Source organism: Conexibacter sp. S30A1 (genome assembly GCF_023330665.1).
GTDB lineage: Bacteria > Actinomycetota > Thermoleophilia > Solirubrobacterales > Solirubrobacteraceae > Palsa-465.
Window position 1 is genome coordinate 42,143 of sequence record NZ_CP097127.1, and the last position, 21,841, is coordinate 63,983.

Here is a 21,841-nt window from a genome sequence, read left to right on the forward strand (position 1 = left end):
ACGGTCACTGCACGAGGGTGTCGGCGAACACGTAGGGGTCGCTTGGACCCGTGCCGACAAACTGCCAGTTGTTGCCGCTCACGTTGATGCTGTTGGCCTCGATGAAGCCCGAGCCGTTGTTTCCGCCGAGGTCCACGGTGGCGTTCGGCGCAAAGATGTAGGCGTTCTCGAGCACGTCGTTGTTGCTGCCCTTGCCGTTGCCCTGGCCCGGATTGAGCTGTACCGTCGTGGTGCCGGTCTCATAGATCCCAAGCTGGTCGGGCGGCGGGTAGAGCGTGATCCCCTCGCCGTTGAGGTCGACCGTCTGGGCGTAGAGGGTCCCATAGTAGGTGGTGTTGTTGGTGGCCACCGTGATCGTGCCGTTCGGCGCGCAGAGGATGACCGGCGTGGTGGAGCTGCCGATCGAGCCGGTGACCGTGATGTTGTTGCCGCTGGACGTGATCGCGAGACCAGACGGGATAGACTGGCCCACCCCGGCCGTGTATGTGCACTGGGGGGTCGCCGCGGGTGCGACTGGGAAGTAGCAGTTGACGTTGTTGATCGTGCAGGTCGGACTTGCGTAGTTCACCGGGTAGCTCAGTACGCCGGTCGGCGCGGGGGTGACCGTCGGCGATTTGGCGTTGTTCCCGTTCTGGAGGCTGCTGGAGCATTTACTGTACATGCTCAGCGTGTTCAGATTTACCGAGGTGTTGTTGCCTATTTGTCCGGACAGGTCGCCGTTGGAGTGCACGCCATCCAGGGTGGTGTTCCCGTTGAGGTTCAGGTCGATACCCGTGCCGCCCCCAGTGGTGCACGTGCCGCCAGCAAACAGCGCGTAGGGGCTGCTTCCCGTCTCGTAGCTTGCGACCGCGGTGGCCGAGATGTTGGGCGGCCCGAAACCGAGTGCGCGCGCGAAGAAGATCGAGCCGGTGGTCGGCACGGTGACGGTGACCGTGGCCGCGCTGGTGTTCACCGTGACGGTCGCGTTGTTGCCGTTAAAGCCGTTGTCTGCTACGTACTGGCGGGCGTACCCCGTGGCCGTGGTCACGCTTCCCTGACCGCTGCTGGTGGCCATATAGTTGGCGGCGGCGAGCGCGGCGGCGTCCGCGGCGACCTGGGCGTGGTGGCGTGTGACGAACCAGCCGGAGACGTCGATCGCCAGCGCTGATACTCCCATGATCACTATCAGCGCGAGCACAACCACGACGAGCGACTGCCCGCTCTCGTGGTGGATCGCAGCTTGTATGCGCTTGCGTGTCAAGATTCGTTCCCCGGTGTCCGACCTCGCGGGCATGGGTGACATCGATAAGCGTATCGGCATCACACCAGCTGTGGTAAAGGACTAAATACTTTCGTCCACAAAAGCATATGGGTGCGGCTCGTCTGAGGGACGGTGTGGCGCGGTGGAGTCGGCGCGTAGGAGTGGTCCGGGGGGGAGCCGGCAGGGGACGCAGAGAGGGCGCCGAAAGGAGGCGTTGTCTATGCAACGTCGACCTTGGAGGTCTCCGTGCTCGCCTCGTTTGGCGCCCTTGCCGATGCACTTTACGTGTCGGCGGTCGTTCTCCTGCTTGGGCAGAGGGCTGTGCATCACTGTCGCGGTGGGGGGCGGCGATGACCGCGCCGGCGCGGTCCGGGCTGGGCTTTGATGCCTCGCGCGCGAAGTTCGAGTCGCTGGTGGTTCTGCTGGACGGCGCTGATGCCGGCGCGCTGACGCACGGGCAGCTGGAGGAGCGTCTGCAGGTCGAGGGCCGTGAGCTGATGCGGCTGCTCTTTCAGGATCATCTGGACCTGCGCGCTGGCCGGGAGCGGCGCGCCGCGAGCGTCGTTGATGCTGCGGGGGTGAGGCGTGAGCGGGTCGAGGCGGGGCGCGGCCGGGCGCTGGCCAGCGTGTTCGGTGAGTTGTCGGTTTCGCGGCTGGCTTACCGCGCCGGCGGTTACAGCGATCTGCATCCGGCCGACGCACTGTTGAACCTGCCAGCCGAGCGTCACAGTCACGGGCTGCGGATGCTGGCCGCGGTGGAGTCCTCCAGAGGCTCGTTCGACGATGCCGCGGCGGCGGTCACGCGCTCGACCGGGCAGGTGCTGGGCAAGCGCCAGGTCGAGGATCTCGCGGCCCGCAGCGCCGTCGACTTCGACGCGTTCTACGCCCAGCGCGCGGCACAGGCCGTCGGTGAGAACGCGGTCCTGGTGTTGTCGTTCGACGGCAAGGGCGTCGTGATGCGCCGCGACGCGCTGCGCGAGCAGACCGCAAAAGCGGCAGCCACCGCGCAGAACAAGCTCGGCAGCCGCTTGTCGCGGGGCGAGAAGGCGAACCGCAAGCGGGTCGCTGAGGTAGGCGCCGTCTACGACGCACAGCCCGTGCCGCGGACTGCCGCCGACGTGATCGCGCTGACCGACAGCGAGCGCGACAGCGCCAGCACCGAGGCGCCGAAGGCGACCGCCAAGTGGCTGACGGCCAGCATCAACGACGACGCCGCGACGGTCATCGCGGCCGTCTTCGACGAAGCCGAGCGCCGCGACAGCGACCACGACCGCACGTGGGTCGTGCTCGTCGATGGCAACAACCACCAGATCCACCGCGCCCGCGCCGAAGCCAAGGCCCGCGGCGCGCCGGTCTCGATCCTGATCGATTTCATCCATGTCATCGAGTACCTCTGGAAGGCCGCCTGGAGCTTCCACAACGAGGGCGACCCCGCCGCCGAGGCATGGGTTCACAAACACGCCCGCCAGATCCTCGAAGGCCGCGCGAGGGTCGTCGCGGGAAACATCCGCCGCCAGGCGACCAACGCCGGCCTGGACCCAAAGCAGCGCACCGGCGCCGACACCGCCGCCCGCTACCTGACCAACAAGGCGCCATACCTGGACTACCCGACCGCCCTCACCGCCGGATGGCCGATCGCGACCGGCGTCATCGAGGGCGCGTGTCGCCACTTGGTCAAGGACCGCATGGACATCACCGGCGCCCGCTGGGGGCTCGACGGCGCCGAAGCCATCCTCAAGCTGCGCGCGATCGTCAGCAACAGCGATTTCAACGCCTATTGGCGCTTCCACCTCGACCAAGAACACCGCCGCGTCCACCAATCACGCTACGCCCACGCCAAAATCCCGCATGCCGCCTGAGAACTCACGCCCCTCAGACGAGCCGCACCCAAAGCATATCTGCGCACCGACAAACCGATCCAGCGCAGCGATTTGTCTCGCTCGCGGTCGGGTATTCGGCTTCGGTCAAGGCCTCCTACCGCGACGTTCTCGGGATCCACGGCCAAACTTGAATAGAGCGCTGGGCTGGGTGTCGGGCATTGATCCGCGATGGCGCTGCGCGACCCTCACGCGACCCTCTTGTCGGCCGCCGACTGTGCGAACATATGTTCGCCTTGTCCGCCACGGATCTGATCGCCTGTGTGCTTGTTCCCCGCTTCGAGCTGGTGATCACCGCCGGTCGACGGTCCGGGTTGCTGGGCGCGCCGGTGGCGATCGCGCCCGAACCTGGCGGCCAGCGGATCGGTGAGGTCTCAGCGGCCGCCGAGGCCTTTGGCGTGGGCCGCGGCATGCGGCTGGGGGAGGCGCTTGCGCGCTGCCGGCAGCTGATCCTGCTGCCCCCGGATCCGTCGGCGGTGCAGGAGCGCTGGGAACGGGTGCTGGGCGCGCTCGAGTCGACCGGCGCGGCGGTGGAGACCCTGGGTCAGGGGGTCGCCTGCTTTGACATCGGCGGGCTCCTGCGGCTCTATGGCGGCGTTCAGGCGGTGCTGGGCGTCGTGCTGACGGCGGTCGGGATGCCCGTGCGCTGCGGCGTTGCGCAGGCGCGCTTTGTGGCCGTGATGGCGGCGCGGGGCGCGCGTCCGCGCCAGCCGCTGATCCTCGCCGGCGGCCAGCGCCAGGCACGCGAGTTCCTCGCGCCGCTGCCGATCGAAGCGCTCAACCACGCGGCACATGGGGACGCGCTCGAGCCTTTGACGCAGACGCTGCGGCGGCTCGGCATCGGCACGCTCGGCGAGCTCGCGGCGCTGCCGCGAGCCCACGTTGCCGACCGCTTCGGCAGGGTCGGCCTCGAGGCTCGCGAGCTGGCGCTCGGCTACGACACGCCGCTGCGTACCCGCCAGCCCGCGGAGGCCGTATGCGAGTCGCTCGAGCTGCCGGAGAGCTCGGGGGGCGAGCAGCTCGAGCGCGCGCTCGGCCTGCTGGTTGACAGGCTGCTGGCTCGCCCTGAGCGGCGGGGCCGCACGCTGCGCGCCGTCATCCTCTCGGCGACCCTGGTGGAGGGCGGCGGGAGCTGGCGCCAGCAGGTGACCTTCCGCGAGTCGCTCAGCGATCCCGTGCGGATGCGCCTGGCGCTCACGCCCCGTCTGCAGCTCCTGCCGGCCCCCGTTCAGGCGCTCACACTGACGGTTGAGCGCTTTGGGCCTGCCACCGGCGAGCAGCGGGCGCTGCTCGAGGAGCCCGCCCGCGCGCGGGCCACACGCCTGCGCGAGGCGGTCCGTCAGACCCGCGCCGGCGCCGGACCCGAAGCGGTGCTGCGGATCCTCTACATCGACCCGCGTTCGCGCTACCCCGAGCGCCGCGCGATCCTCACCCCGTTTGAGTGATGGCTGGGGCGCGCAGGCTCGCGCAGCCACGGCGGGCGCAGGTCGAGGCCGATGGCGATGGGCGGCCGCTTGTGGTCGAGGGCCGCTCGGTCACCGCCATCCGGGAGACCTGGCTGCTCGAGGATCGCTGGTGGACCGACCGACCGCTGCGGCGCCGCTACTGGGAGCTCGTCACGACCGACGGTGTCGATCGGGTCGTGTTCCACGATCTGATCGAGGGCGCTTGGTGGCGGCAGCGCTGAGCCTGCCGGCAAGCGCCTAACATCGATCAACAGATGTCAACCGACCCCACCCGCACAGCGATCGGCACCTGGAGTGGCGGGCGCTTCATGCACTTCGGCGAGCCGCTCGACGACGAGCGCTTCCTGGCGCTCATGACCCCCGACAGCGCGATCCCGACGCTCATGAGCGCCGATGTCTATGGCGTCGGCGAGGCCGACACGTGGGTCGCCAGGGGGCTTCAGGCAAGCGCGCTTGCGCGCGATGGGATCTGCGTCGTCGGCGCCGTCGGGCACGACTTCTACACGGGCGAGCGCGACGGCGCCAAGGGCTTTCCGCGCTTCACCGACCCGCGCCTGCGGGGTCCGGGTGAGTATGCGAGCTACCTGCGGATGGCGACCGAGCGCAGCCTCGAGCGCTGCGGGATCGACCGCTTCGACGTGCTTTTGCTGCACAACCCCGATCGCACCGGCTACACCAGCGAGACGGTCTGGGAGGGGATGCAGGCACTCAAAGAGGCGGGACTCACGCGCCTGATCGGCGTCGCCCCGGGACCCGCGAACGGCTTCACACTCGACCTGATCGACTGCTTCGAGCGCTTCGGCGGGCTGATCGACTGGGCGATGGTGATCCTCAACCCGCTCGAACCCTGGCCCGGCGAGCTCTGCCTCGACGCCGCCGCGGCCCGCGGGATCGACGTGATCACCCGCGTGGTCGACTACGGCGGGCTCTTCTACGACGACCTCACCTCGGAGGCCGAGCTCGGTCCCCGCGACCACCGCAGCTTCCGGCCCGCCGGCTGGATCGCGTCCGGCCGCGAGCGCATGGAGCGCATGCGCCCGATCGCCCAGCGGGCGGGGCTGACGATGCTGCAGCTGGCCTGTCAGTGGAACCTCGCCCACCCGGCGGTGCGCACGGTCGTCCCCACGCTCGTGCAGGAGGCAGGCGCGCAGGCGCGGCCGATCGAGGACAAGCGCGCCGAGCTGGCCGCGCTCCCGCCCGAGCAGCGTCTGAGCGCGCCCGACGTTCAGACGATCCGCAGCCTGGGGGACAACGTCGGCTGCATGACGCTCAAGGGCGCCACGCCCGAGCACCAGGGTGCCGAGCGCGCCGACAGCTGGCCGCTGTATGACCGCCTCGAGCAGGTCGCCCAGCGCTGGTCGATCGAGCCGGCCCGCGACCTCGTCAAGGCCTGACTCCCGCGGGGCCCGGCCCGCTGGCCGGCCCCGCGGCTGAGAGCGCCGCCTCAGACGCTCAGCGGCTCGAGCACGTGACGGTTCTGCGAGGCGACGAGGCCCGCGCCGAACACGACCACCAGCGACAGCAAAAGCAGCCCGATCGCCGGCGTCCAGCTGCCGGTGGCGCTGTGCAGGGCGCCCATCGCCGGAGGGCCGGTGGCCGCGATCAGGTAGCCGACGCTCTGCGCCATGGTCGAGAGCTGGGCGGCGTGATGGCTGTCGGGCGCGCGCGCGACGATGTAGCCGAGCGCCAGCGCCAGCTGCGCGCCCTGCGCCACGCCAAAGAGCAGGCACCAGAGGTCCAGCAGCGGTCCCGGGAAGAGCAGCAGGCCACCGTAGCCGACCGCGCAGGTGGCGACGGTCAGGCCCACCGCCGTCATCGGACGCGACACGCGCCGCTCAAACCACGGCGCCGCGAGTGCGCCAAACATGCCGGCGAAGCTCGCCAGCGACAGCAGCAGTCCCGCGTGCGTGGCCGACAGGCCGCGTGCGTGGCCGATCGTCGGCAGCCAGCTCAGGGTGCCGTAGAAGCCGAACGATTGCGCGCCCATGAAGATGCTCACGGCCCAGGCGAGGGGGCTTCGCCAGAGCGCGCGGATCGGCGCGCCGTGGTCACCACCGCCGCCGGCGCCGGTCTCCGCGCGTACGTGCGGCATCCACAGCAGCAGCGCGAGCGCGGCGGGCAGCGCCCAGAGCGCGACCGCGCCCCGCCAGCCCAGCCCCGTCAGCCGCTCGAGCGGGACGGTCAGGCCACCGGAGATGGCGGCGCCGCCTGAGATCGCAACCGAGTAGAGCGCCGTCATCAGCACCCGGTTGCCTGGGAAGTCGCGTTTGATCAGCGCCGGGACGAGCACGTTGCCGACCGCGATCGCGCAGCCCACCAGCGCGGTTCCTGCAAACAGCGTCCCGAGCGTCGGCGCCAGCCGGATCACGCAGCCGGCGACAACCAGCGCCAGCACCAGGGTGAGCGCCGGGCCCATGCTGAAGCGCCGGATCAGGCGCGGCGTGGCGAGCGCGGCCAGTCCGAAGCAGAGCAAGGGCAGGCCTGTGAGCAGTCCGGCGCCCGTCGAGTCAAGGCCCGTGCCCGCGTGGATCTGCCCGAGCACGGGCGGTATCGCAGCCACCGCAAGGCGCAGGTTGAGCGCCGCGATCAGCAGCGCCGCGGTCAGCGTCGGCCGGCTACGCATGCGCATCGTCAGTTGGCTTGGGCGCAAACATCCTGGCACCTGCGGATCCTACGCGGCGCCGCTGTGGAGGCTTGTCAAGCGGGTGGCTCGATGCGAACATGTGTTCGCATGTACGTGGAACTGCACGCACACTCGGCCTACTCGTTTCTGGACGGCGCCTCGCTGCCCGAGGAGCTCGTCGTGGCCGCGTTGGAGCTTGGCTATGAGGCCTTTGCGCTGACCGACCACAACTCCGTGGCGGGCTCGATGGAGTTCGCCCAGAGCGCAGCCGCGCTGGGCCTGCGGGCGCTGCACGGCGCCGAGCTCGACCTCGCCGACGGTCGCCACCTGACGCTTCTGGTGCGCGACGCGCGCGGCTGGGCGAACCTCTGCCGGTTGCTGACGCGAGCGCATGCCGCCACGCGCGAGCGCCCGGGTGAGCTCGGCCAGCCGTGCGTGAGCCTCGACGAGGTGCTCGCCCACGCCGAGGGCCTGGTCTGCCTGAGCGGCTGCCACGCGCACGGGGTCCACGATGAGGTCACCCTGCGGCGCCTGCGCGAGGGCTTTGGCAGCGAGCGCCTGCGCGTCGAGCTGCAGCGCCCCTACCTGGAGGGCGACCGGGCACGCAACCGCCGCCTGGCGGAGCTTGCCCGGCGGCTTGGCCTGGGCTGCGTGGCCAGCGGCGACGTGCACGCCCACACGCGCGCGCGGGCACCGCTGCAGGACGCGCTCGTGGCCCTGCGCCTGCACTCGACGCTCGACGCCTCAGAGCCCGACCGGCGCGGCAACTGGAGCCACGTGCTGGCCTCGCCGGCGGCGATGGCGAGGCGCTTTGACGAGCATCCGCAGGCCGTCGCCGAGACCGTCAGCCTGGCGCAGACGCTCGAGTTCGACCTCACCCGTGACCTGCGCTACAGCTACCCGGGCGCCGAGGATCAGGGCAAGCTGCGCGAGCTGCGAGCGCTCTGCGAGGCCCGTCTGGGCGAGCGCTACGACGGTGGGCCGCAGGCGCTGCGCGAGGAGGCCTCGGCGCGCCTGCAGACAGAGCTCGGCCTGATCGACGGGCTCGGCCTGGCGGGCTTCTTCGTGCTTCATCACGAGCTGCTCGAGCTGGCGCGCGAGGTCGCCGTCGAGGTCCGCGGCCGAGGTGGGCCGCAGGTCGGCGCTGCGCGCTCACTGCTGCCACCGGGGCGCGGACGCGGCTCGAGCGTCTCCTCGATCGTCTGCTACCTGACCGGGCTCTCACACGTGGATCCGATCGCCAACAGGCTTGCGATCGGACGCTTCCTGAGCGAGGACCTGAAGGCGCTTCCCGACATCGACCTGGACTTCCCGCGCGACATCCGCGAGGTGCTGATCCCGCGTGTCTCCGAGCGCTTCGGCTCCGACCGGGCGGCGCTGGTGGCCGCCTTCCCGACCTACCGCGCGCGCGGCGCGATCCGCGAGCTGGGCAAGGTGCTGGGGCTGGCGCCCGCGGAGCTTGAGCGGGTTGCCCGCGGCAGCGAGGGCTGGGATGCGCGCGAGGTGGGGCGCGACATCGAGACGGTGAGCGGCGGCGCGCCGCTCACCGGCCGCTGGGCCTGGCTTGCGCGGCTGGCGGCGCAGGCGCACGGGCTGCCGCGCCACCTGAGCCAGCACCCTGGCGGGATGATCATCGCCACGCGGCCGCTCGTCGACTGCTGCCCGGTGCTGCCATCGGCGATGCCGGGCCGCTACATCGTGCAGTGGGACAAGGATTCGTGCGCGGACGCGGGCTTTCTGAAGATCGACCTGCTCGGGCTGGGGATGCTCTCGGCGGTGGAACGATGCGTCGAGCTGATCGCCCACACACGCGGCGAGCGGGTCGACCTCAGCCGCATCCCGCACGACGACCCGCAGACCTATGACGCGATTCAGAGCGCGCAGACCACCGGCGTCTTTCAGATCGAAAGCCGCGCCCAGATGCAGTCGCTTTTGCGCACCCGTCCGGAGAGCATCGCCGACATCGCGATCCAGGTCGCGATCGTGCGTCCCGGGCCGATCCAGGGTGGGGCTGTCAACCCTTATATCGAGCGCCGCCAGCGGCTGCGCGCAGACCCCGGCTATCAGATCCCCTACGAGCACCCGTCGCTTGAGCCGGCGCTGCGCGAGACGCTCGGCGCGATCATCTTTCAGGATCAGGTGCTGGAGGTCGCGGCCGCCTTTGCCGGATTCAAGCCCGGGGAGGCCGAGGATCTGCGCCGGGCGATGAGCCGCAAACGCTCGCAGGCCGCGATCGAGGCCCACCACCGGCGCTTCATCGAAGGTGCCATGCGTCTGCATGGCGTTGACGCGGAACTGGCTGAGCGCGTCTTTGCCAAGGTCAGGGGCTTCTCCGGCTTCGGCTTCCCCAAGTCGCACGCGGCCGCCTTCGGCCTGCTGGCCTACCAGTCGGCCTGGCTGCGGGTGCACTATGGGCCGGAGTTCCTCTGCGCCCTGCTCAACGAGCAGCCGATGGGCTTCTACCCGCCCGACGCGCTCGTGCACGAGGCGCAGCGGCGCGGCATCCAGGTGCTCGCACCGGATGTCAACCGCTCGAGCGTCGAGTGCACGCTCGACGCCGAGGGACGTGTGCTGATCGGCCTTGGCTACGTCCGCGGCGTGCGCCGCGCAGAGATCGAGGCGCTGGTGGGTGAGCGCGAGCAGGGCGGGCCGTTTGCGAGCCTGGCGGCGCTCGCCTCCCGCGCCGGCGCCGGTGCGCCGGCGCTCGATCTGCTGGCCTGGTCGGGTGCGTGCGACGCGCTCGCCTCAAGCCAGCCGGGCACGGTCGCCCCGCGGCGTCTGGCGCTCTGGCAGCTGGGGGTGGCAGCCAAGGCACACGATGTGGGGGGCGGCTCCCGGCAGCTGGCGCTGCCGCTCGAGCTGCCGCCGGCGCCGGCGCTGCCTGCGCTGGAGGCCTGGGAGGCGCTTTTGGCCGACTATGGCACGCTGGGCATGAGCACCGCCACGCATCCGCTGGCGCTGCTGCGCCCGCGGCTTCTGGAGGGGTTCGCGGACAGTCGCGATCTGGCTTCGCTGGCGCACGGAACGCGCGTGCGCGTGGGCGGGTTGGTGGTGGCGCGTCAGCGTCCCGGCACCGCCGCCGGAGTCGTCTTCGTGTTGCTCGAGGACGAGTTCGGTGTGATCAATCTGGTCGTGCCGCCGGCCGTCTACGAGCGTCACCGCCTGGCGGTGCGCACCGAGCCGCTGCTGGCGGTGGCCGGCCGGCTTGAGCGCTACGCCAGCGGTGGCGGCGCGATCAACGTGCTGGCTGACAGGATCGCGCCGCTTGAAGCCCGGGAGCGACCGGACGCAGACGTCCGGTCGCTCCCGGGCGCCAGGCGCGAGGCACCCCCAGGCGGCGGTCAGGAAGCTGACCTGGACGGATTCCGCGCGGTCGCGCCGGCGGTGATGAGCTTTGCGGCGGGACGCAGACGCTGAGCCTGCACCCCGCTGGCCGCTGCTGCCTGGGAACGTGCCCGTGAGCGCTGCGGCTGGCGCGACATCGCGCGGGCGCGCACGGTAAGGTGCCGATCACATGGTTGGCGAAATCATCATCGTCGTTGTCTTCCTGCTGGTCGCCACGGCGATCCTCTACGGGGCGTCGAGGGGCAGCTTCAAGTTCATCGGCAAGGCACTGGCGCGCAACGAGCGCGCGAACTCGCGACTGCTGACCACGACGCTCGTCGTCGTGTACGTGGGCGTCGGCATTGCGGTGCCCGTGATCTTCACGCTCGGTAACCGCGACAGCACAAACGCCCAGATCGGCGGCGTGAAGCTGACCGCCGCGATGCAGACCGGCCGTGCGCTGTTTGCCGAGCACTGCGCGATCTGCCATACGCTCGCGGCCGCCAACGCCGTCGGCCAGATCGGCCCGAACCTCGACATCCTCAAGCCGTCCTATGCGAGGGTGATGCGTTCGATCAACTACGGCTGCCTGCAGAAGCCGGTCGATGCCAACTCCGGCGAGACCTGTCTGGGCTACGGCACCATGCAGGCCGACATTGTCGAGGGCACGCAGGCCCAGGACATCGCCAAGTTCGTGGCGGCCGTCGCCGGTCACCGCTAGCTCAGCCGCGGTCTGGGCCCGCCTTGGCGGCGTGCCCCGCGGCGCGCGTTCGCGACTTCATCTCCTGTTCGAGGCTCTCACGCGCGACTCGCGGCGACGGCGCCTGTCCGGGCAGGTCACCCGTACCGCCCGTGGCTCGCAGCCCGTCCAGCAAAAGCTCCAGATACCGCACGCGCAGCGCCTGTGGGTCGGCGGTTGGGATGTCGGTCACGGCGCAGAGCATCTGCAGGACGACGCCGAGGTCGCCCGGCTCGACCCCGGAGCGCAGGACCCCGGTTCGCTGTCCCCGTTCGATCAGCTCGCTGAGCAGCGGCTCCAGGCGCACGTCGAGCTCGCTCAACCAGCGATCGGCGACCCCCGGTGTGAGGATGTCGTGCAACGAACGCTTGGTGGTGATCAGCGCCAGCGTATCCGTCAGGAACGCCCGCATCCCCGCCTCGGCGTCCGGGTTTGAGGCCGCGTCCGCGACGATGCCCGCGGCGCGGTCGATCTCCTCGCGCACCACGGCCTCGAACAGCTCCTGCTTGTTGGCGAAGTGACGGTAGGCGGTGGCCACGTTGAGCCCCGCCTCTGCAGCCACGTCGTCGAGCGTGATCGTGAGGCCACGCGCTGTTAGCAGCCGCTCCGCGGCTGCTAACAGCGCGTCACGATTGCGTTGAGCGTCCGCCCGCATGCGTCTTGGTGCTCCGGTGCTCATGCATGGATCATGGCGGCTTCAAGCTCGGCGTTGGCGCCGAGATCGACCACGCCGGGGCGCAACATGATCGCGATCAGCACGGCGGCACCGACGAAGATCCCCGCCGACACGGTGAACGCGACCACGTAGGAGTGGATCGCAGACAGCGCCGTGAGCATCGTCGCCGAGTGGGTGGTGTGCACGTGGGCGCTGACGTAGGTGGCGGCCGCGCTGGTGGCGATCGAGTTCAGCAGCGCGGTACCGATCGAACCGCCGATCTGCTGCGCGACGTTGACGGTTGCCGAGGCGACGCCCGAGTCGCCTCCGGCGACGCCCAGCGTGCCGAGGCTGAAGCACGGCGCGAACACCAGGCCCAGTCCCACGGCCACCATCAGCAGGGCCGGCAGCACCGCGGTCACGTAGTGTGATTGCAGCCCGATCCCACGTAGATAGAGCAGGCCCGCGGCGGCCACGAGCAGACCCGCCGGCACGAGCAGCCTCGGGCTGACGCGGTACATCAGCACGGAGCTGGCCAGGCCGGCGGTCAGCATCACCATGCCGGTCATCGGCAGGAAGGCGAGCCCGGTCGTGACGGGGCTATAGTGCAGCACCGTCTCCAGGTAGTAGGTGAGAAAGAGGAACACCCCGAACAGTCCTACCGACGCCAGAAACATCGCCGCGTAGGCGCCGCCGCGGTTGCGATCGACGATCACGCGCGGTGGCAGCAGTGGGTGGCTGGCGCGCCGTTCGACCACGAAGAACAGGCCGAGCAGCAGGACGCCCACGGTCAGGAAGCCGATCGTCTGGGGATCGATCCAGCCGGCGCTGCCGGCCTTGGTGGCCGCGTGGGCGAAGCCGTAGACGATCGCGAACAGGCTCAGGCAGGCCAGCAGCGTGCCGCGGCGGTCGATCGGCTCCCGGTCCTCGGCGGAGTGTGCCGGCAGCAGCGCCACGCCTCCCGCCACCGCCGCGATCGCGATCACGTCGTTGACGTACATCGTGTAGCGCCAGCTCAGGTACTGGGTGAGCACACCGCCGAGCAGCAGCCCCACCGAGCTGCCCGCGGCTGCGATCCCGCCGTAGATGCCGAACGCCTTGCCACGCTCGTCGGCGTGGGTGAAGGTGGTTGACAAAAGCGACAGCGCGGCGGGTGCGAGCAGCGCTCCGAACGCGCCCTGAATCGTGCGCGCGGCCACCAGCATCGGGAAGTCGACCGACGCGCCACCCACGGCCGAGGCTGTGGCGAAGCCGATCACCCCGGTGAGGAACAGGCGCTTGCGTCCGAACACGTCGGCCAGGCGGCCACCGAGCAACAGCAGTGAGCCGAACGCCAGCGAGTAGGCGGTCACGACCCACTGTCGGGCGCCATTGGAGAAGCCCAGGGCGTGCTGGGCGTGTGGCAGCGCGATGTTCACGACGGTCGCGTCGAGCACGACCATCAGCTGAGCCAGCGCCAGCACCATTAGCACCCACCAGCGGCGCGCGTGCAGCTCGCCGCCAGCGCCGTGTCCATCACCGTTCATCGTTCACCTCACACTAAACGCAGTCATAGTCTGCGTTTGAGCCTAGCACAAGCGCAGACTATGACTGCGTTTAGATCTGGGCCGCAGCGCTCATCGGCTGATCCCGGAAACTCCGGACGTTTGAGGGTTACGCAAACTGCATCCGTCCGGGAGGCTTGTTAGGCTCCGCACCGTCAAATGCTGAATTCCCGCCTGGACCGCCCCTGCGAGGGCGGTGGGAAGCGGGGGGCCCAAGTTGTTTTGGGGCGAGTCGCGCTCAGGTGAGCGTGTAGCGCCGCTCTTTCGGCGCGAGCCCGTCAGCTAACCCCGTAAGCGAAAAATGCGAGAAAGAGGACGCGATCTCAATTGCCGCAGACGGGGTCGACATTTATGGATTGGCAGCAACTGCAGGGCCGTAGCCCGCTGAGAATCGACGACGACTTCAGCTGGTCAGAGCCGCCACGGCGCCGCCGGCGGCCCGTCAGCGACGAGCCGATCCGAGCCCGCCGGCGCTCTGCCACCCATGGGCTCGCGGAAGAGTCCGCAGGCACGAGCGGCGGCGCTCAGCGGGTGCCACTTGAGATCGGCGATCCCGCGGCTTTCGAAGCCGCTCAAGCGGAGTGGTTCGAGGAGCGTGAGCGCTTCGAGCCGCGCCGCCGGCCCGATCGGCCGCGCCGCGCCCGCATGTTCGACCTGTCTGACCCTGGGGCGAGCGCGAGCGCCGGCGAGTCGCGTCGGACGGTCGTGATCAGCGGCCACGGTGACGGACGTTACCTGCCGGCCCCGCGCCGGCGGCGAACCGAAGGGCTGAGCTTTCACGAGCGCGCGGGCCTGCGCCCCGATCGAGCGGGCATGTGGGCGGTGCTGCTCGGGATCGCGCTGGTCATCGGCGCCGTCGCGCACTGAGCACACAGCGGGGCCACTGCCCCGGCATCTGGGCCGAGACGATCTCCGCCGCTCCAGGCGGTCGTCGCGACCGCCTGGAGCGCTCCTGGTGGGCTACTCTTATCAAGAGTAAGCAGGTTCTGAAAGTGAAGAGCCCTAGGAGACTGGCTTGTCAGCCAGGATGAGCAGATTTCCGATACACGACGAGCTGACGGCGCCTGAGCGCTCGGCGGTGGTTCTGCGCGGAGCGCTCAGCGGCGGTGGGCAGCTGCCGAACTTTCTCGGCGTCCTGGCCGGCTCGCCTGCCGCCCTGCGGGCTTATGCTCGCTTTCGCTCCGAGCTGCGGCACGGAACTCTCAGTCTGGCGACGGTCGAGCGGATCGCGCTCGCGGTCGCCGAGCAGCTTGGCAGCGAGCAGGAGGTGGCCACGCACGCCCGATCCGCTCGCGCCGCGGGCCTGGGCGGTGACGAGATCGAGCTTGCCCGGCGCTTTCGGTCCCAGGATCCGGGTGAGGCCGCGCTGCTGGAGTACGTGCGGGCGATCGTCGTGGATGGACGTCTGCCGCTGCACCTGCACGAGCAGGCGCGCGAGGCCGGCTGGAGCGAGGAGCAGTTGCTGGAGGCGATCGCGATTGTCTCACTCGAGCACTTTGTCGCGATGGTGAGCGTTGCGGCGGAGATCCCGCCGGACGGGTCCTCTGAGCAGTCGCGGCTGCTGAAGGCCGCCTGACCTGAGACAGTCGGCGTAAAGTCCAGAGGCGATGGGGGTCGTGCAAAATCCAAGTCGCGCGCAGGCCGGCGACGGGATCGGTGAGCCGGGCACGGACGGCTGCTGCTGTCCGCTCTATCACGAGGCGATCGAGCTCGTGGGCAGGCGCTGGACAGGGGCGATCCTGCGGGTGCTGATGGAGCGGCCGATGCGCTTTTCAGAGATCGGTCAGGCAGTCCCCGAGCTGTCTGACCGTCTGCTGTCGGCCCGCATGAAGGAGCTCGAGGCGCGCGGGATCGTCAACCGCACCGTGCACGACGGCCCGCCGATCAGAGTCGAGTATGCGCTCTCCGAGATGGGTCGTGAACTCGGTCCGGCGCTGACCGAGCTTCAGGAGTGGGCGCGGCGCTGGCTCGGGCGCGGCGTCGACTGAGGACGCTGGACCCGCGCTGCTGCCGGCGCCCGGTCCTCGGGCAGGCGGAAGACCATCGCCGCCTCGGTGCCGCCGCCGGGGCGCTCGGCCAGCGTGAAGCGGTCGCAGGCGTCGGTCACAAACGCAAGCCCCCAGCCGAGGCCGGGCCGCGGGGAGGGTACGCTGGGCCCGCAACCATCGTCGGCCACCAGCACCCAGAGCTCGCCACCGCTCACGCGGGCGCTCACGCGCACCTCGCCGGGCCCATCCTGATAGGCGTGCAGCACGACGTTCGTGACCGTCTCGGAAACGGCCAGACGCACTGCCTCCAGTCGCTCGTCCGCGAGGCCGGCAGTCCTGGCGTACGCCGCCACAAGGTTGCGCAGGCGCGCAACCGCCTCCGGAACGGCGGTGCGAGACTCATCGAGGTGCGCGGCTAGCGCGATCACGGAGCGATGGTACGAGCTGTGTCTGATTGTTGGTTTCGCGATCCCATGGCGCGCCGGCTGGCCCCACTGCGGTTCGGTTAGAGAGCCTGCTTCCCGTTCGGGTGCTTTCCTAAGCCATGGCGACCAAGTAACGTTCGGGCGCGATGAACGACGAAGGTGATGTGACCGCCGAGGGCGTGCTCAGACGCGTCGAGCAGGAGGGCATCCGCTTCATCCGCCTCTGGTTCACCGACATCCTCGGCAACCTCAAGGCCTTCAGCATCAACTCCACCGAGCTGGCTGACGCCTTCGACGGTGGCATGGGGTTCGATGGCTCCTCGATCACCGGCTTCAACGCCGTCGAGGAGTCGGACATGATCGCCGTGCCCGACCCCCGCACGTTCGCGGTCCTGCCCTGGCGCGGCGGTGACCACGCCGTCGCGCGCATGTTCTGTGACATCCGCACGCCCGAGGGTCACCCCTACGAGGGCGATCCGCGCCACATCCTGCGCCGGGCGGTGCAGCGCGCCCGCGACATGGGCTTTGACGACCTGATGGTCGGACCCGAGCTCGAGTACTACTACTTCCGCGATGCGCGCGGCACCGAGGTGCTCGACGAGGGCGGCTACTTCGACCTGACCGCGCTCGACGCCGGCTCGGATCTGCGGCGCGACACCGTCCTCGGCCTGGAGCAGCTGGGCATCCACACCGAGTACTCCCACCACGAGGTCGGTCCCTCGCAGCACGAGATCGACATGCGCTACGCCGACGCGCAGACGATGGCCGACCACACCATGACCTACAGGATCACGGTCAAGGAGTACGCGCTCAAGTACGGCTGTCATGCGACCTTCATGCCCAAACCCCTGTTCGGCAGCAACGGTTCCGGCATGCACACCCACCAGTCGCTTTTCCGTGACGGACGCAACGCCTTCTTCGATCCCGACGACGAGTACAACCTCTCCGCGGTGGGCAAGGCGTTCATGGCCGGGCAGCTGCGCCACGCGCGCGAGCTCAGCTCGATCTTCGCCCAGTGGGTCAACTCCTACAAGCGGCTCGTTCCCGGCTATGAGGCGCCCGTCTATGTCGCCTGGTCGCGGCGCAACCGCTCCGCGCTGGTGCGCGTGCCGATGTACCACCCTGGACGCGAGCGGGCCACCCGCATCGAACTGCGCTGCCCGGACCCGGCCTGCAACCCTTATCTGACCTTCGCGGTCCTTTTGCAGGCTGGGCTCGAGGGAATCGAGCACGGTTATGAGCTGCCTGCGCCGATGGAGAAGAACCTCTACCGCCTCTCGCCCGAGGACCGCCGCCGTCTCGGGGTGGAGCAGCTGCCCGCCACGCTTGGGGAGGCGATCGAGCTGACCGCCCAGTCGGAGCTCGTGCTGCGCGCGCTCGGCGAGCACACGTTCAACCGCTACATCGAGATCAAGCGCCAGGAGTGGGACGACTACCGCGTTCAGGTTACGCCCTGGGAGCTCGAGCGCTACCTGCCTGTCCTCTAGAGCAGCGCCTCCAGCGCCTCGAGCTCGGTGACAGGCAGACGGCAGACGAAGCGCTCACAGATATACGCCGCCTGGCGGCCGTCGACGAGCTCGCGGCCGCGCAGCAGCGCCACGGCGCTTGCGTCGGTGCTGTTGGAGTCCGTGCCCGCGATCACCATGTGGGGTCGGTAGCGGGTGCGTAGGGCGCCGGCCAGCGGGCCGGCGCCGACGATCGCGACCTCGCGCGGGGTCGCAAGGTGGAAATCCAGCGCCTCGAGCAGCTGGCCGAAGGCGAGCGGATGGTGCTGTGCGAGTGCCGCGTGGCGCTCGAGCACGCCGAGGGCCAGCCGCTCGTAGGAGCGCTCCCCGGAAAGCCGCGCCAGGCGCAGCAGTCCCAGCGCGGCTGCCGAGTTGCCCGACGCGGTGGGCATGTCCTCCAGGTCCTTGATGCGCGCAACCAGGTGCGGCTGGTCGCTCGCCGTGGTGAAGAAACCGCCGTCAGCGCGGTCGGCGAAACGCTCGATCATCACGTCGGCGAGCGCGATGGCCTGCACGTACCAGTGCTCATCGAAGGTCGCCTCGTAGAGCACCAGCAGCGCCTGCAAAAGGTAGGCGTGGTCCTCGAGGTACGCCGGCAGGCTGGCGTCGCCGTCCTTCCAGCTACGCAGCAGCCCACCCTGACCGTCACGCAGCTCGCTCAGCACGAAGCTCGCGCACCGGCGCGCGGCGTCCACGTAGTCCTCCCGCGCAAGCGCGGCACCGGCGTCGGCGAGTGCGGCGATCATGAGGGCGTTCCAGGCGGTCAGGCGCTTGTCGTCCAGGCCCGGACGCTCACGGCGGGAGCGCGCGGCCAGCAGGGCAGCGCGGATCTCCGCCAGCTGTGCGGGAGGCTCGCCGCGCGCCTGCAGGACGTTTGTGCCGTGCTCGAAGTTACCCTCCTCGGTGGCGCCGAAGTAGGCGATGGCCGGCGCTGCGAGCTCGGCGCCGAGCGCCTCGCGCAGCTCCTCAAGCGTCCACACGTAGAAGCTCCCCTCGACGCCGGCCGAGTCCGCGTCGAGTGAGGCGTAGAAGCCGCCTTCGGGACCGCGCAGCGCAGCCAGCGCCCAGTCGAGCGTCTCGGTCGCAACCTCGGCGAAGCGCGCCTCCCGCGTCACCTGCCAGCCGTGCAGGTAGGCGCGGGCCAGTAGCGCGTTGTCGTAGAGCATCTTCTCGAAGTGCGGCACCGTCCAGCCGGCGTCAACCGCGTAGCGCGCGAAGCCGCCGCCGACCTGGTCGTAGATGCCGCCGGCGGCCATCGCATGGAGCGTCGCGGGCGCGAGCTCCACGTCGCCGGTGGCGAGCAGGAACTCGAGCGTGCAGTGCGGCGGGAACTTGGGGCCGCCGGCGGCGCCGCCAGAGCCGTCGCCCCAGCCGCCGTACACGCGGTCGAAGCTCTGCGTCAGGCTGCGCACCGCCTCGCTCAGCGTCGATGTGCTGAGGGCTGTGGTGCCGCTGCTCGGTGTGCCGACGCCCTCGGCGCGGGCGGCGATCGTCGCGGCGAGCCGTGCGGCCTGCTCGGTGACCTGCGTGGGACGCTCGCGCCAGGCCTCGTCGATCGCCTCGAGCACCATGCGCCAGCTCGGCATCCCGGGGCGGGCGGCGGGCGGAAAGTAGGTGCCGGCGAAGAACGGACGCTCGTCGGGTGTCAGAAACACGTTCAGCGGCCAGCCGCCCTGGCCGGTGAGCGTCTGGCAGGCGGCCATGCAGATCGCGTCGATGTCGGGGCGCTCCTCGCGGTCGACCTTGATGCACACAAAGCGCGCGTTCATCAGTGCGGCCGTCTGCGGATCCTCAAAGGACTCGTGTGCCATCACGTGGCACCAGTGGCAGGCTGAGTAGCCGATTGAAACCAGCAGCGGGAGCTTCGCGGCGCGGGCGTGGGTCAGCGCCTCCTCGCCCCATGGGTACCAGTTCACCGGGTTTGTGGCGTGCTGGCGCAGATACGGGGAGGTCTCCTGCGCGAGCCTGTTCATGGGCTGAGGCTAGCTGTCGCGCAGCGCCTGTGGCTCCACGTAGGCGCGCCAGCCACCGAGCGCGACCAGTGCGATCGCCATTCCCGCCAGCGCGTAGGCGATCCTCGGCCCGAACGCGTCGGCGATCACACCGGCGAGCACGGCCGTGATGGGCAGCGTACCCGGCAGCGCGACCGTCCAGGCACCCATCACGCGCCCCCGCAGCTCCGGGGCGGCGCGCAGCTGCACGAGCGCGTTGGCGGCGGCGATCATCCAGATCGAGGTCATGCCGGTGAGCACCGTGCCGGCAAACAGGACCGGGAGCACGGGGGCCGTGGCCGAGACAAGCACGCAGACGCTGGTGGCGAGCGCCAGCGTGCGCACCCGCGTGCCGGTCGGCGTCCCGCGCGAGGCCAGCAGTGCGCCGGGCAGCGCGCCGATACCGAACAGCGCCAGGAGCAGCCCATAGCCGCTGCCGCCGAGGTGAAAGACGCGGGTGGCCAAGAGCGGGAAGAAGAGCGTCGGCGTGAACAGCGGCGCCGCGCTCGCGGCCAGCAACACCAGCGTGCGCAGCAGCGGCTGCGAGAAGGCGTAGCGCACGCCAGCGATCGCACTGCCGCGGGCGCTGCGGGTGGGGGTGCTCGGCGCCGGTGCTGGCCGGTAGTGCAGGAGCACCGCCAGCGGCGCCAGGAAACTGAGCGCGTTGACCAGCACGCACCAGCTGGGGCCGGCGGTGGCCAGCAGAACACCGCCGAGTGCCGGCCCCAGCACGCGCGAGAGGTTGACGATCACCTCATAGAGGCTGACCGCGCCCGCCACCCGCTCGGTTCCCACCAGGTCAAGCACATAGATCTGGCGCGCGGGCGCGTCGATCGCGGTGATGACCCCCGTTGCCAGCGTCACGGCGATCAGCGGCCAGTAGCTCGCCGTTCCGGAGACGATCATCGCGTAGAGCAACAGGCTGAGCACCGTGAACAGGCTCTGCGTCCAGATCAGGATCGTGCGCCGCTGGTGCTGGTCGATCAGCGCGCCGGCCCAAAGCCCAAGCAGCAACGTCGGTCCGAGGGCGGCCGCTGACAGCACGCCCAGCTCGAGACCGTTGCCATGCCAGCTGAGGATCAGCCAGCCGACGGCCACCGTTTGGGTCATTCCGCCCGAGGCCGAGGTGACCTGTCCTGCGAACCACCAGAAGAACGGCCGCACACGCAGCGCCGCCAGCGGGCCGCCGCCAAAGCCTGCTTCGCGCGTTGCTGTCACGATTGTTCAGCGTAGGTCCGAAACGGGTTCCAGGTTCCGAGGTCTCAGGGAGGCTAAGTTGCACAGAGTCACGATCAATTCAGACAGCGCCCCGGCGGCGGTCGGGCCGTACTCGCACGCGGTGCGCGTCAGTGGTGAGCTGCTGTTCATCTCCGGGCAGATTCCGCTTCACCCGGCCACCGGCGAGATCGTCGGCGACACCCCTGGCGAGCAGGCACGGCGCTGCCTGGAGAACCTCGAGATGGTTGCCGCGGACGCTGGCACGTCGCTGCGCAACGCGGTGAAGATGACCGTCTATCTGACGGACATCGCTGCCTTCGCTGAGGTCAACGAGGTCTACGCGGATTTCTTCAAGCACGATCCGCCGGCCAGGGTGGCGTTGGCGGTGGCGGCGTTGCCGAGGGGCGCGCAGGTGGAGATCGACGCGGTGGTGGCAGTCGAGGTCTGAGGCGACGCGCACCGATGCCGACGCAGGCAGCCATCGAGGCGGCCGGCTACCACGAGGCCACGGAGATCCGCTGACGGACCTCCTGCACGAACGTGGCGATGACCGCGCTCTGTGGGTCGGCCTCGGGGTGCCACTGCACGCCCAGCACGAAGCTTGAGGAGGGGAGCTCGATCGCTTCGACCAGACCATCGCTGGTGGCACGGCCGGTCGCGACCAGCCCATCGCCGAGCGTGTCGATCCCCTGGTGATGGTGGGATCTGGTCATTGTCAGCTCGGCGCCCGCCGCACGGGCCGCCAGCGAGCCTGGCTCCAGGCGGACATCGTGCTCGTTGCCTTCGAAGGTGCCGGCGTGGCGGCGGTGCTCGTCGCTGTGCAGGACGTCTGGTAGGTGCTGGATGAGCGTGCCGCCGCGCAGGATGTTGAGCACCTGCATGCCACGGCACACGCACAGGGTTGGCATGTCGAGATCGATCGCGCGCTCCAGCAGCGCCAGCTCGAACTGGTCGCGGGCGGGCACGAGTCCGTCGGTTTCCGGGTGCCGATCCTGTCCGTAACGGGCCGGATCGACGTCGCATCCACCGGCCAGTATCAGGCCGTCGATCAGCTCCAGCGCTTCACTCGGGTCGGCGGCAAGCTCCGCGTCCGGGGGCAGCATCACGACCATCGCGCCAGCCCGCTGGACGGCCGTCACGTAGGAGAACTGCAGCAGCGCGCAGGGTGCGTCCCAGACTCCGTAGCGCGCCTGTTCCAGGGCTGTCGGGATGCCGATGATCGGGCGGCGGGAGGTCATGCTCTCGA

19 protein-coding genes and 1 riboswitch are annotated in these 21,841 nt (G+C 69.9%); of the genes, 11 read left to right on the top strand and 8 right to left on the bottom strand.

Going from position 1 to position 21,841, the window contains the following annotated elements; all coding sequences use genetic code 11:
• Nucleotides 1–4: 4 nt before the first annotated feature.
• Nucleotides 5–1,240, bottom strand: coding sequence for a pilus assembly protein TadG-related protein (locus M3M54_RS00185; protein ID WP_249020175.1), 1,236 nt, complete (start codon nt 1,238–1,240; stop codon nt 5–7).
• 350 nt (nt 1,241–1,590) lie between these two features.
• Here M3M54_RS00185 and M3M54_RS00190 point away from each other — a divergent pair, with 350 nt between their 5' ends.
• From M3M54_RS00190 to M3M54_RS00205, 4 genes are all read left to right on the top strand, one after another.
• On the top strand, nt 1,591–3,099 hold the full coding sequence (locus M3M54_RS00190; RefSeq protein ID WP_249019551.1) for an ISKra4 family transposase: 1,509 nt from the start codon (nt 1,591–1,593) through the stop codon (nt 3,097–3,099).
• A 245-nt stretch (nt 3,100–3,344) separates the two neighbouring features.
• Nucleotides 3,345–4,562: a DNA polymerase Y family protein gene (locus M3M54_RS00195; protein WP_249020176.1), complete on the top strand. Its 1,218-nt coding sequence runs from the start codon at nt 3,345–3,347 to the stop codon at nt 4,560–4,562.
• On the top strand, nt 4,562–4,804 hold the full coding sequence (locus tag M3M54_RS00200; RefSeq protein ID WP_249020177.1) for a hypothetical protein: 243 nt from the start codon (nt 4,562–4,564) through the stop codon (nt 4,802–4,804). The genes M3M54_RS00195 and M3M54_RS00200 overlap by 1 nt, the downstream gene beginning before the upstream one ends.
• A 33-nt stretch (nt 4,805–4,837) precedes the next feature.
• Entirely contained in the window at nt 4,838–5,977 is a 1,140-nt protein-coding gene (locus M3M54_RS00205) for an aldo/keto reductase (RefSeq protein ID WP_249020178.1), read from the top strand.
• 50 nt (nt 5,978–6,027) lie between these two features.
• On the opposite strand, the gene M3M54_RS00210 is transcribed toward M3M54_RS00205, so the two are convergent.
• On the bottom strand, nt 6,028–7,212 hold the full coding sequence (locus M3M54_RS00210; RefSeq protein ID WP_249020179.1) for an MFS transporter: 1,185 nt from the start codon (nt 7,210–7,212) through the stop codon (nt 6,028–6,030).
• Nucleotides 7,213–7,314: 102 nt separating this feature from the next.
• On the opposite strand from M3M54_RS00210, the gene M3M54_RS00215 reads away from it, so the two are divergent.
• The gene (locus tag M3M54_RS00215) at nt 7,315–10,623 is read left to right on the top strand and encodes a DNA polymerase III subunit alpha (protein ID WP_249020180.1); all 3,309 of its coding nucleotides are present in this window, start codon (nt 7,315–7,317) and stop codon (nt 10,621–10,623) included.
• Nucleotides 10,624–10,720: 97 nt separating this feature from the next.
• Nucleotides 10,721–11,251, top strand: coding sequence for a cytochrome c (locus M3M54_RS00220; protein ID WP_249020181.1), 531 nt, complete (start codon nt 10,721–10,723; stop codon nt 11,249–11,251).
• A gap of 1 nt (nt 11,252) precedes the next feature.
• On the opposite strand, the gene M3M54_RS00225 is transcribed toward M3M54_RS00220, so the two are convergent.
• Entirely contained in the window at nt 11,253–11,948 is a 696-nt protein-coding gene (locus tag M3M54_RS00225) for a TetR/AcrR family transcriptional regulator (protein WP_249020182.1), read from the bottom strand.
• On the bottom strand, nt 11,945–13,450 hold the full coding sequence (locus M3M54_RS00230; protein ID WP_249020183.1) for a DHA2 family efflux MFS transporter permease subunit: 1,506 nt from the start codon (nt 13,448–13,450) through the stop codon (nt 11,945–11,947). The genes M3M54_RS00225 and M3M54_RS00230 overlap by 4 nt, the downstream gene beginning before the upstream one ends.
• 168 nt (nt 13,451–13,618) lie before the next feature.
• A riboswitch (cyclic di-AMP (ydaO/yuaA leader) is annotated at nt 13,619–13,781 on the top strand.
• A gap of 38 nt (nt 13,782–13,819) precedes the next feature.
• Here M3M54_RS00230 and M3M54_RS00235 point away from each other — a divergent pair.
• The 3 genes from M3M54_RS00235 to M3M54_RS00245 all read left to right on the top strand — a co-directional run bounded on the left by M3M54_RS00235 (nt 13,820) and on the right by M3M54_RS00245 (nt 15,456).
• Complete coding sequence (locus M3M54_RS00235) at nt 13,820–14,335, top strand: hypothetical protein (protein ID WP_249020184.1); 516 nt, start codon at nt 13,820–13,822, stop codon at nt 14,333–14,335.
• 160 nt (nt 14,336–14,495) lie between these two features.
• Nucleotides 14,496–15,044, top strand: coding sequence for a carboxymuconolactone decarboxylase family protein (locus M3M54_RS00240; RefSeq protein ID WP_249020185.1), 549 nt, complete (start codon nt 14,496–14,498; stop codon nt 15,042–15,044).
• 31 nt (nt 15,045–15,075) lie between these two features.
• Nucleotides 15,076–15,456 carry a helix-turn-helix domain-containing protein gene (locus M3M54_RS00245; protein ID WP_249020186.1) on the top strand — a complete coding sequence of 127 codons (381 nt, stop codon included), beginning with the start codon at nt 15,076–15,078 and terminating at the stop codon, nt 15,454–15,456.
• On the opposite strand, the gene M3M54_RS00250 is transcribed toward M3M54_RS00245, so the two are convergent.
• Nucleotides 15,414–15,884 carry an ATP-binding protein gene (locus tag M3M54_RS00250; protein WP_249020187.1) on the bottom strand — a complete coding sequence of 157 codons (471 nt, stop codon included), beginning with the start codon at nt 15,882–15,884 and terminating at the stop codon, nt 15,414–15,416. The two genes, M3M54_RS00245 and M3M54_RS00250, sit on opposite strands and share 43 nt — an antisense overlap.
• Nucleotides 15,885–16,027: 143 nt before the next feature.
• Between M3M54_RS00250 and M3M54_RS00255 the strand changes: the two genes are divergently transcribed.
• Complete coding sequence (locus M3M54_RS00255) at nt 16,028–17,368, top strand: glutamine synthetase family protein (protein WP_249020188.1); 1,341 nt, start codon at nt 16,028–16,030, stop codon at nt 17,366–17,368.
• Here the strand turns inward: M3M54_RS00255 and M3M54_RS00260 are convergent.
• Complete coding sequence (locus M3M54_RS00260) at nt 17,365–19,359, bottom strand: thioredoxin domain-containing protein (RefSeq protein ID WP_249020189.1); 1,995 nt, start codon at nt 19,357–19,359, stop codon at nt 17,365–17,367. The two genes, M3M54_RS00255 and M3M54_RS00260, sit on opposite strands and share 4 nt — an antisense overlap.
• Before the next feature lie 9 nt (nt 19,360–19,368).
• Entirely contained in the window at nt 19,369–20,595 is a 1,227-nt protein-coding gene (locus M3M54_RS00265) for an MFS transporter (protein ID WP_249020190.1), read from the bottom strand.
• Nucleotides 20,596–20,653: 58 nt separating this feature from the next.
• Here M3M54_RS00265 and M3M54_RS00270 point away from each other — a divergent pair, with 58 nt between their 5' ends.
• Nucleotides 20,654–21,043: a Rid family detoxifying hydrolase gene (locus M3M54_RS00270; protein WP_249020191.1), complete on the top strand. Its 390-nt coding sequence runs from the start codon at nt 20,654–20,656 to the stop codon at nt 21,041–21,043.
• 46 nt (nt 21,044–21,089) lie between these two features.
• On the opposite strand, the gene M3M54_RS00275 is transcribed toward M3M54_RS00270, so the two are convergent.
• Nucleotides 21,090–21,833, bottom strand: coding sequence for a gamma-glutamyl-gamma-aminobutyrate hydrolase family protein (locus tag M3M54_RS00275; RefSeq protein WP_249020192.1), 744 nt, complete (start codon nt 21,831–21,833; stop codon nt 21,090–21,092).
• Between the last annotated feature and the right edge of the window lie 8 nt (nt 21,834–21,841).

What these genes read in the sequence shown, in the direction of transcription:
- M3M54_RS00245 (WP_249020186.1), top strand. Translation starts at nt 15,076, where the DNA reads ATGGGGGTCGTGCAAAATCCAAGTCGCGCGCAGGCCGGCGACGGGATC.
- M3M54_RS00195 (WP_249020176.1), top strand. Translation starts at nt 3,345, where the DNA reads ATGTTCGCCTTGTCCGCCACGGATCTGATCGCCTGTGTGCTTGTTCCC.
- M3M54_RS00205 (WP_249020178.1), top strand. Translation starts at nt 4,838, where the DNA reads ATGTCAACCGACCCCACCCGCACAGCGATCGGCACCTGGAGTGGCGGG.
- M3M54_RS00210 (WP_249020179.1), bottom strand. Translation starts at nt 7,212, where the DNA reads ATGCGCATGCGTAGCCGGCCGACGCTGACCGCGGCGCTGCTGATCGCG.
- M3M54_RS00200 (WP_249020177.1), top strand. Translation starts at nt 4,562, where the DNA reads ATGGCTGGGGCGCGCAGGCTCGCGCAGCCACGGCGGGCGCAGGTCGAG.
- M3M54_RS00230 (WP_249020183.1), bottom strand. Translation starts at nt 13,450, where the DNA reads ATGAACGGTGATGGACACGGCGCTGGCGGCGAGCTGCACGCGCGCCGC.
- M3M54_RS00260 (WP_249020189.1), bottom strand. Translation starts at nt 19,359, where the DNA reads ATGAACAGGCTCGCGCAGGAGACCTCCCCGTATCTGCGCCAGCACGCC.
- M3M54_RS00220 (WP_249020181.1), top strand. Translation starts at nt 10,721, where the DNA reads ATGGTTGGCGAAATCATCATCGTCGTTGTCTTCCTGCTGGTCGCCACG.
- M3M54_RS00255 (WP_249020188.1), top strand. Translation starts at nt 16,028, where the DNA reads ATGAACGACGAAGGTGATGTGACCGCCGAGGGCGTGCTCAGACGCGTC.
- M3M54_RS00190 (WP_249019551.1), top strand. Translation starts at nt 1,591, where the DNA reads ATGACCGCGCCGGCGCGGTCCGGGCTGGGCTTTGATGCCTCGCGCGCG.
- M3M54_RS00225 (WP_249020182.1), bottom strand. Translation starts at nt 11,948, where the DNA reads ATGAGCACCGGAGCACCAAGACGCATGCGGGCGGACGCTCAACGCAAT.
- M3M54_RS00235 (WP_249020184.1), top strand. Translation starts at nt 13,820, where the DNA reads ATGGATTGGCAGCAACTGCAGGGCCGTAGCCCGCTGAGAATCGACGAC.
- M3M54_RS00275 (WP_249020192.1), bottom strand. Translation starts at nt 21,833, where the DNA reads ATGACCTCCCGCCGCCCGATCATCGGCATCCCGACAGCCCTGGAACAG.
- M3M54_RS00215 (WP_249020180.1), top strand. Translation starts at nt 7,315, where the DNA reads ATGTACGTGGAACTGCACGCACACTCGGCCTACTCGTTTCTGGACGGC.
- M3M54_RS00240 (WP_249020185.1), top strand. Translation starts at nt 14,496, where the DNA reads ATGAGCAGATTTCCGATACACGACGAGCTGACGGCGCCTGAGCGCTCG.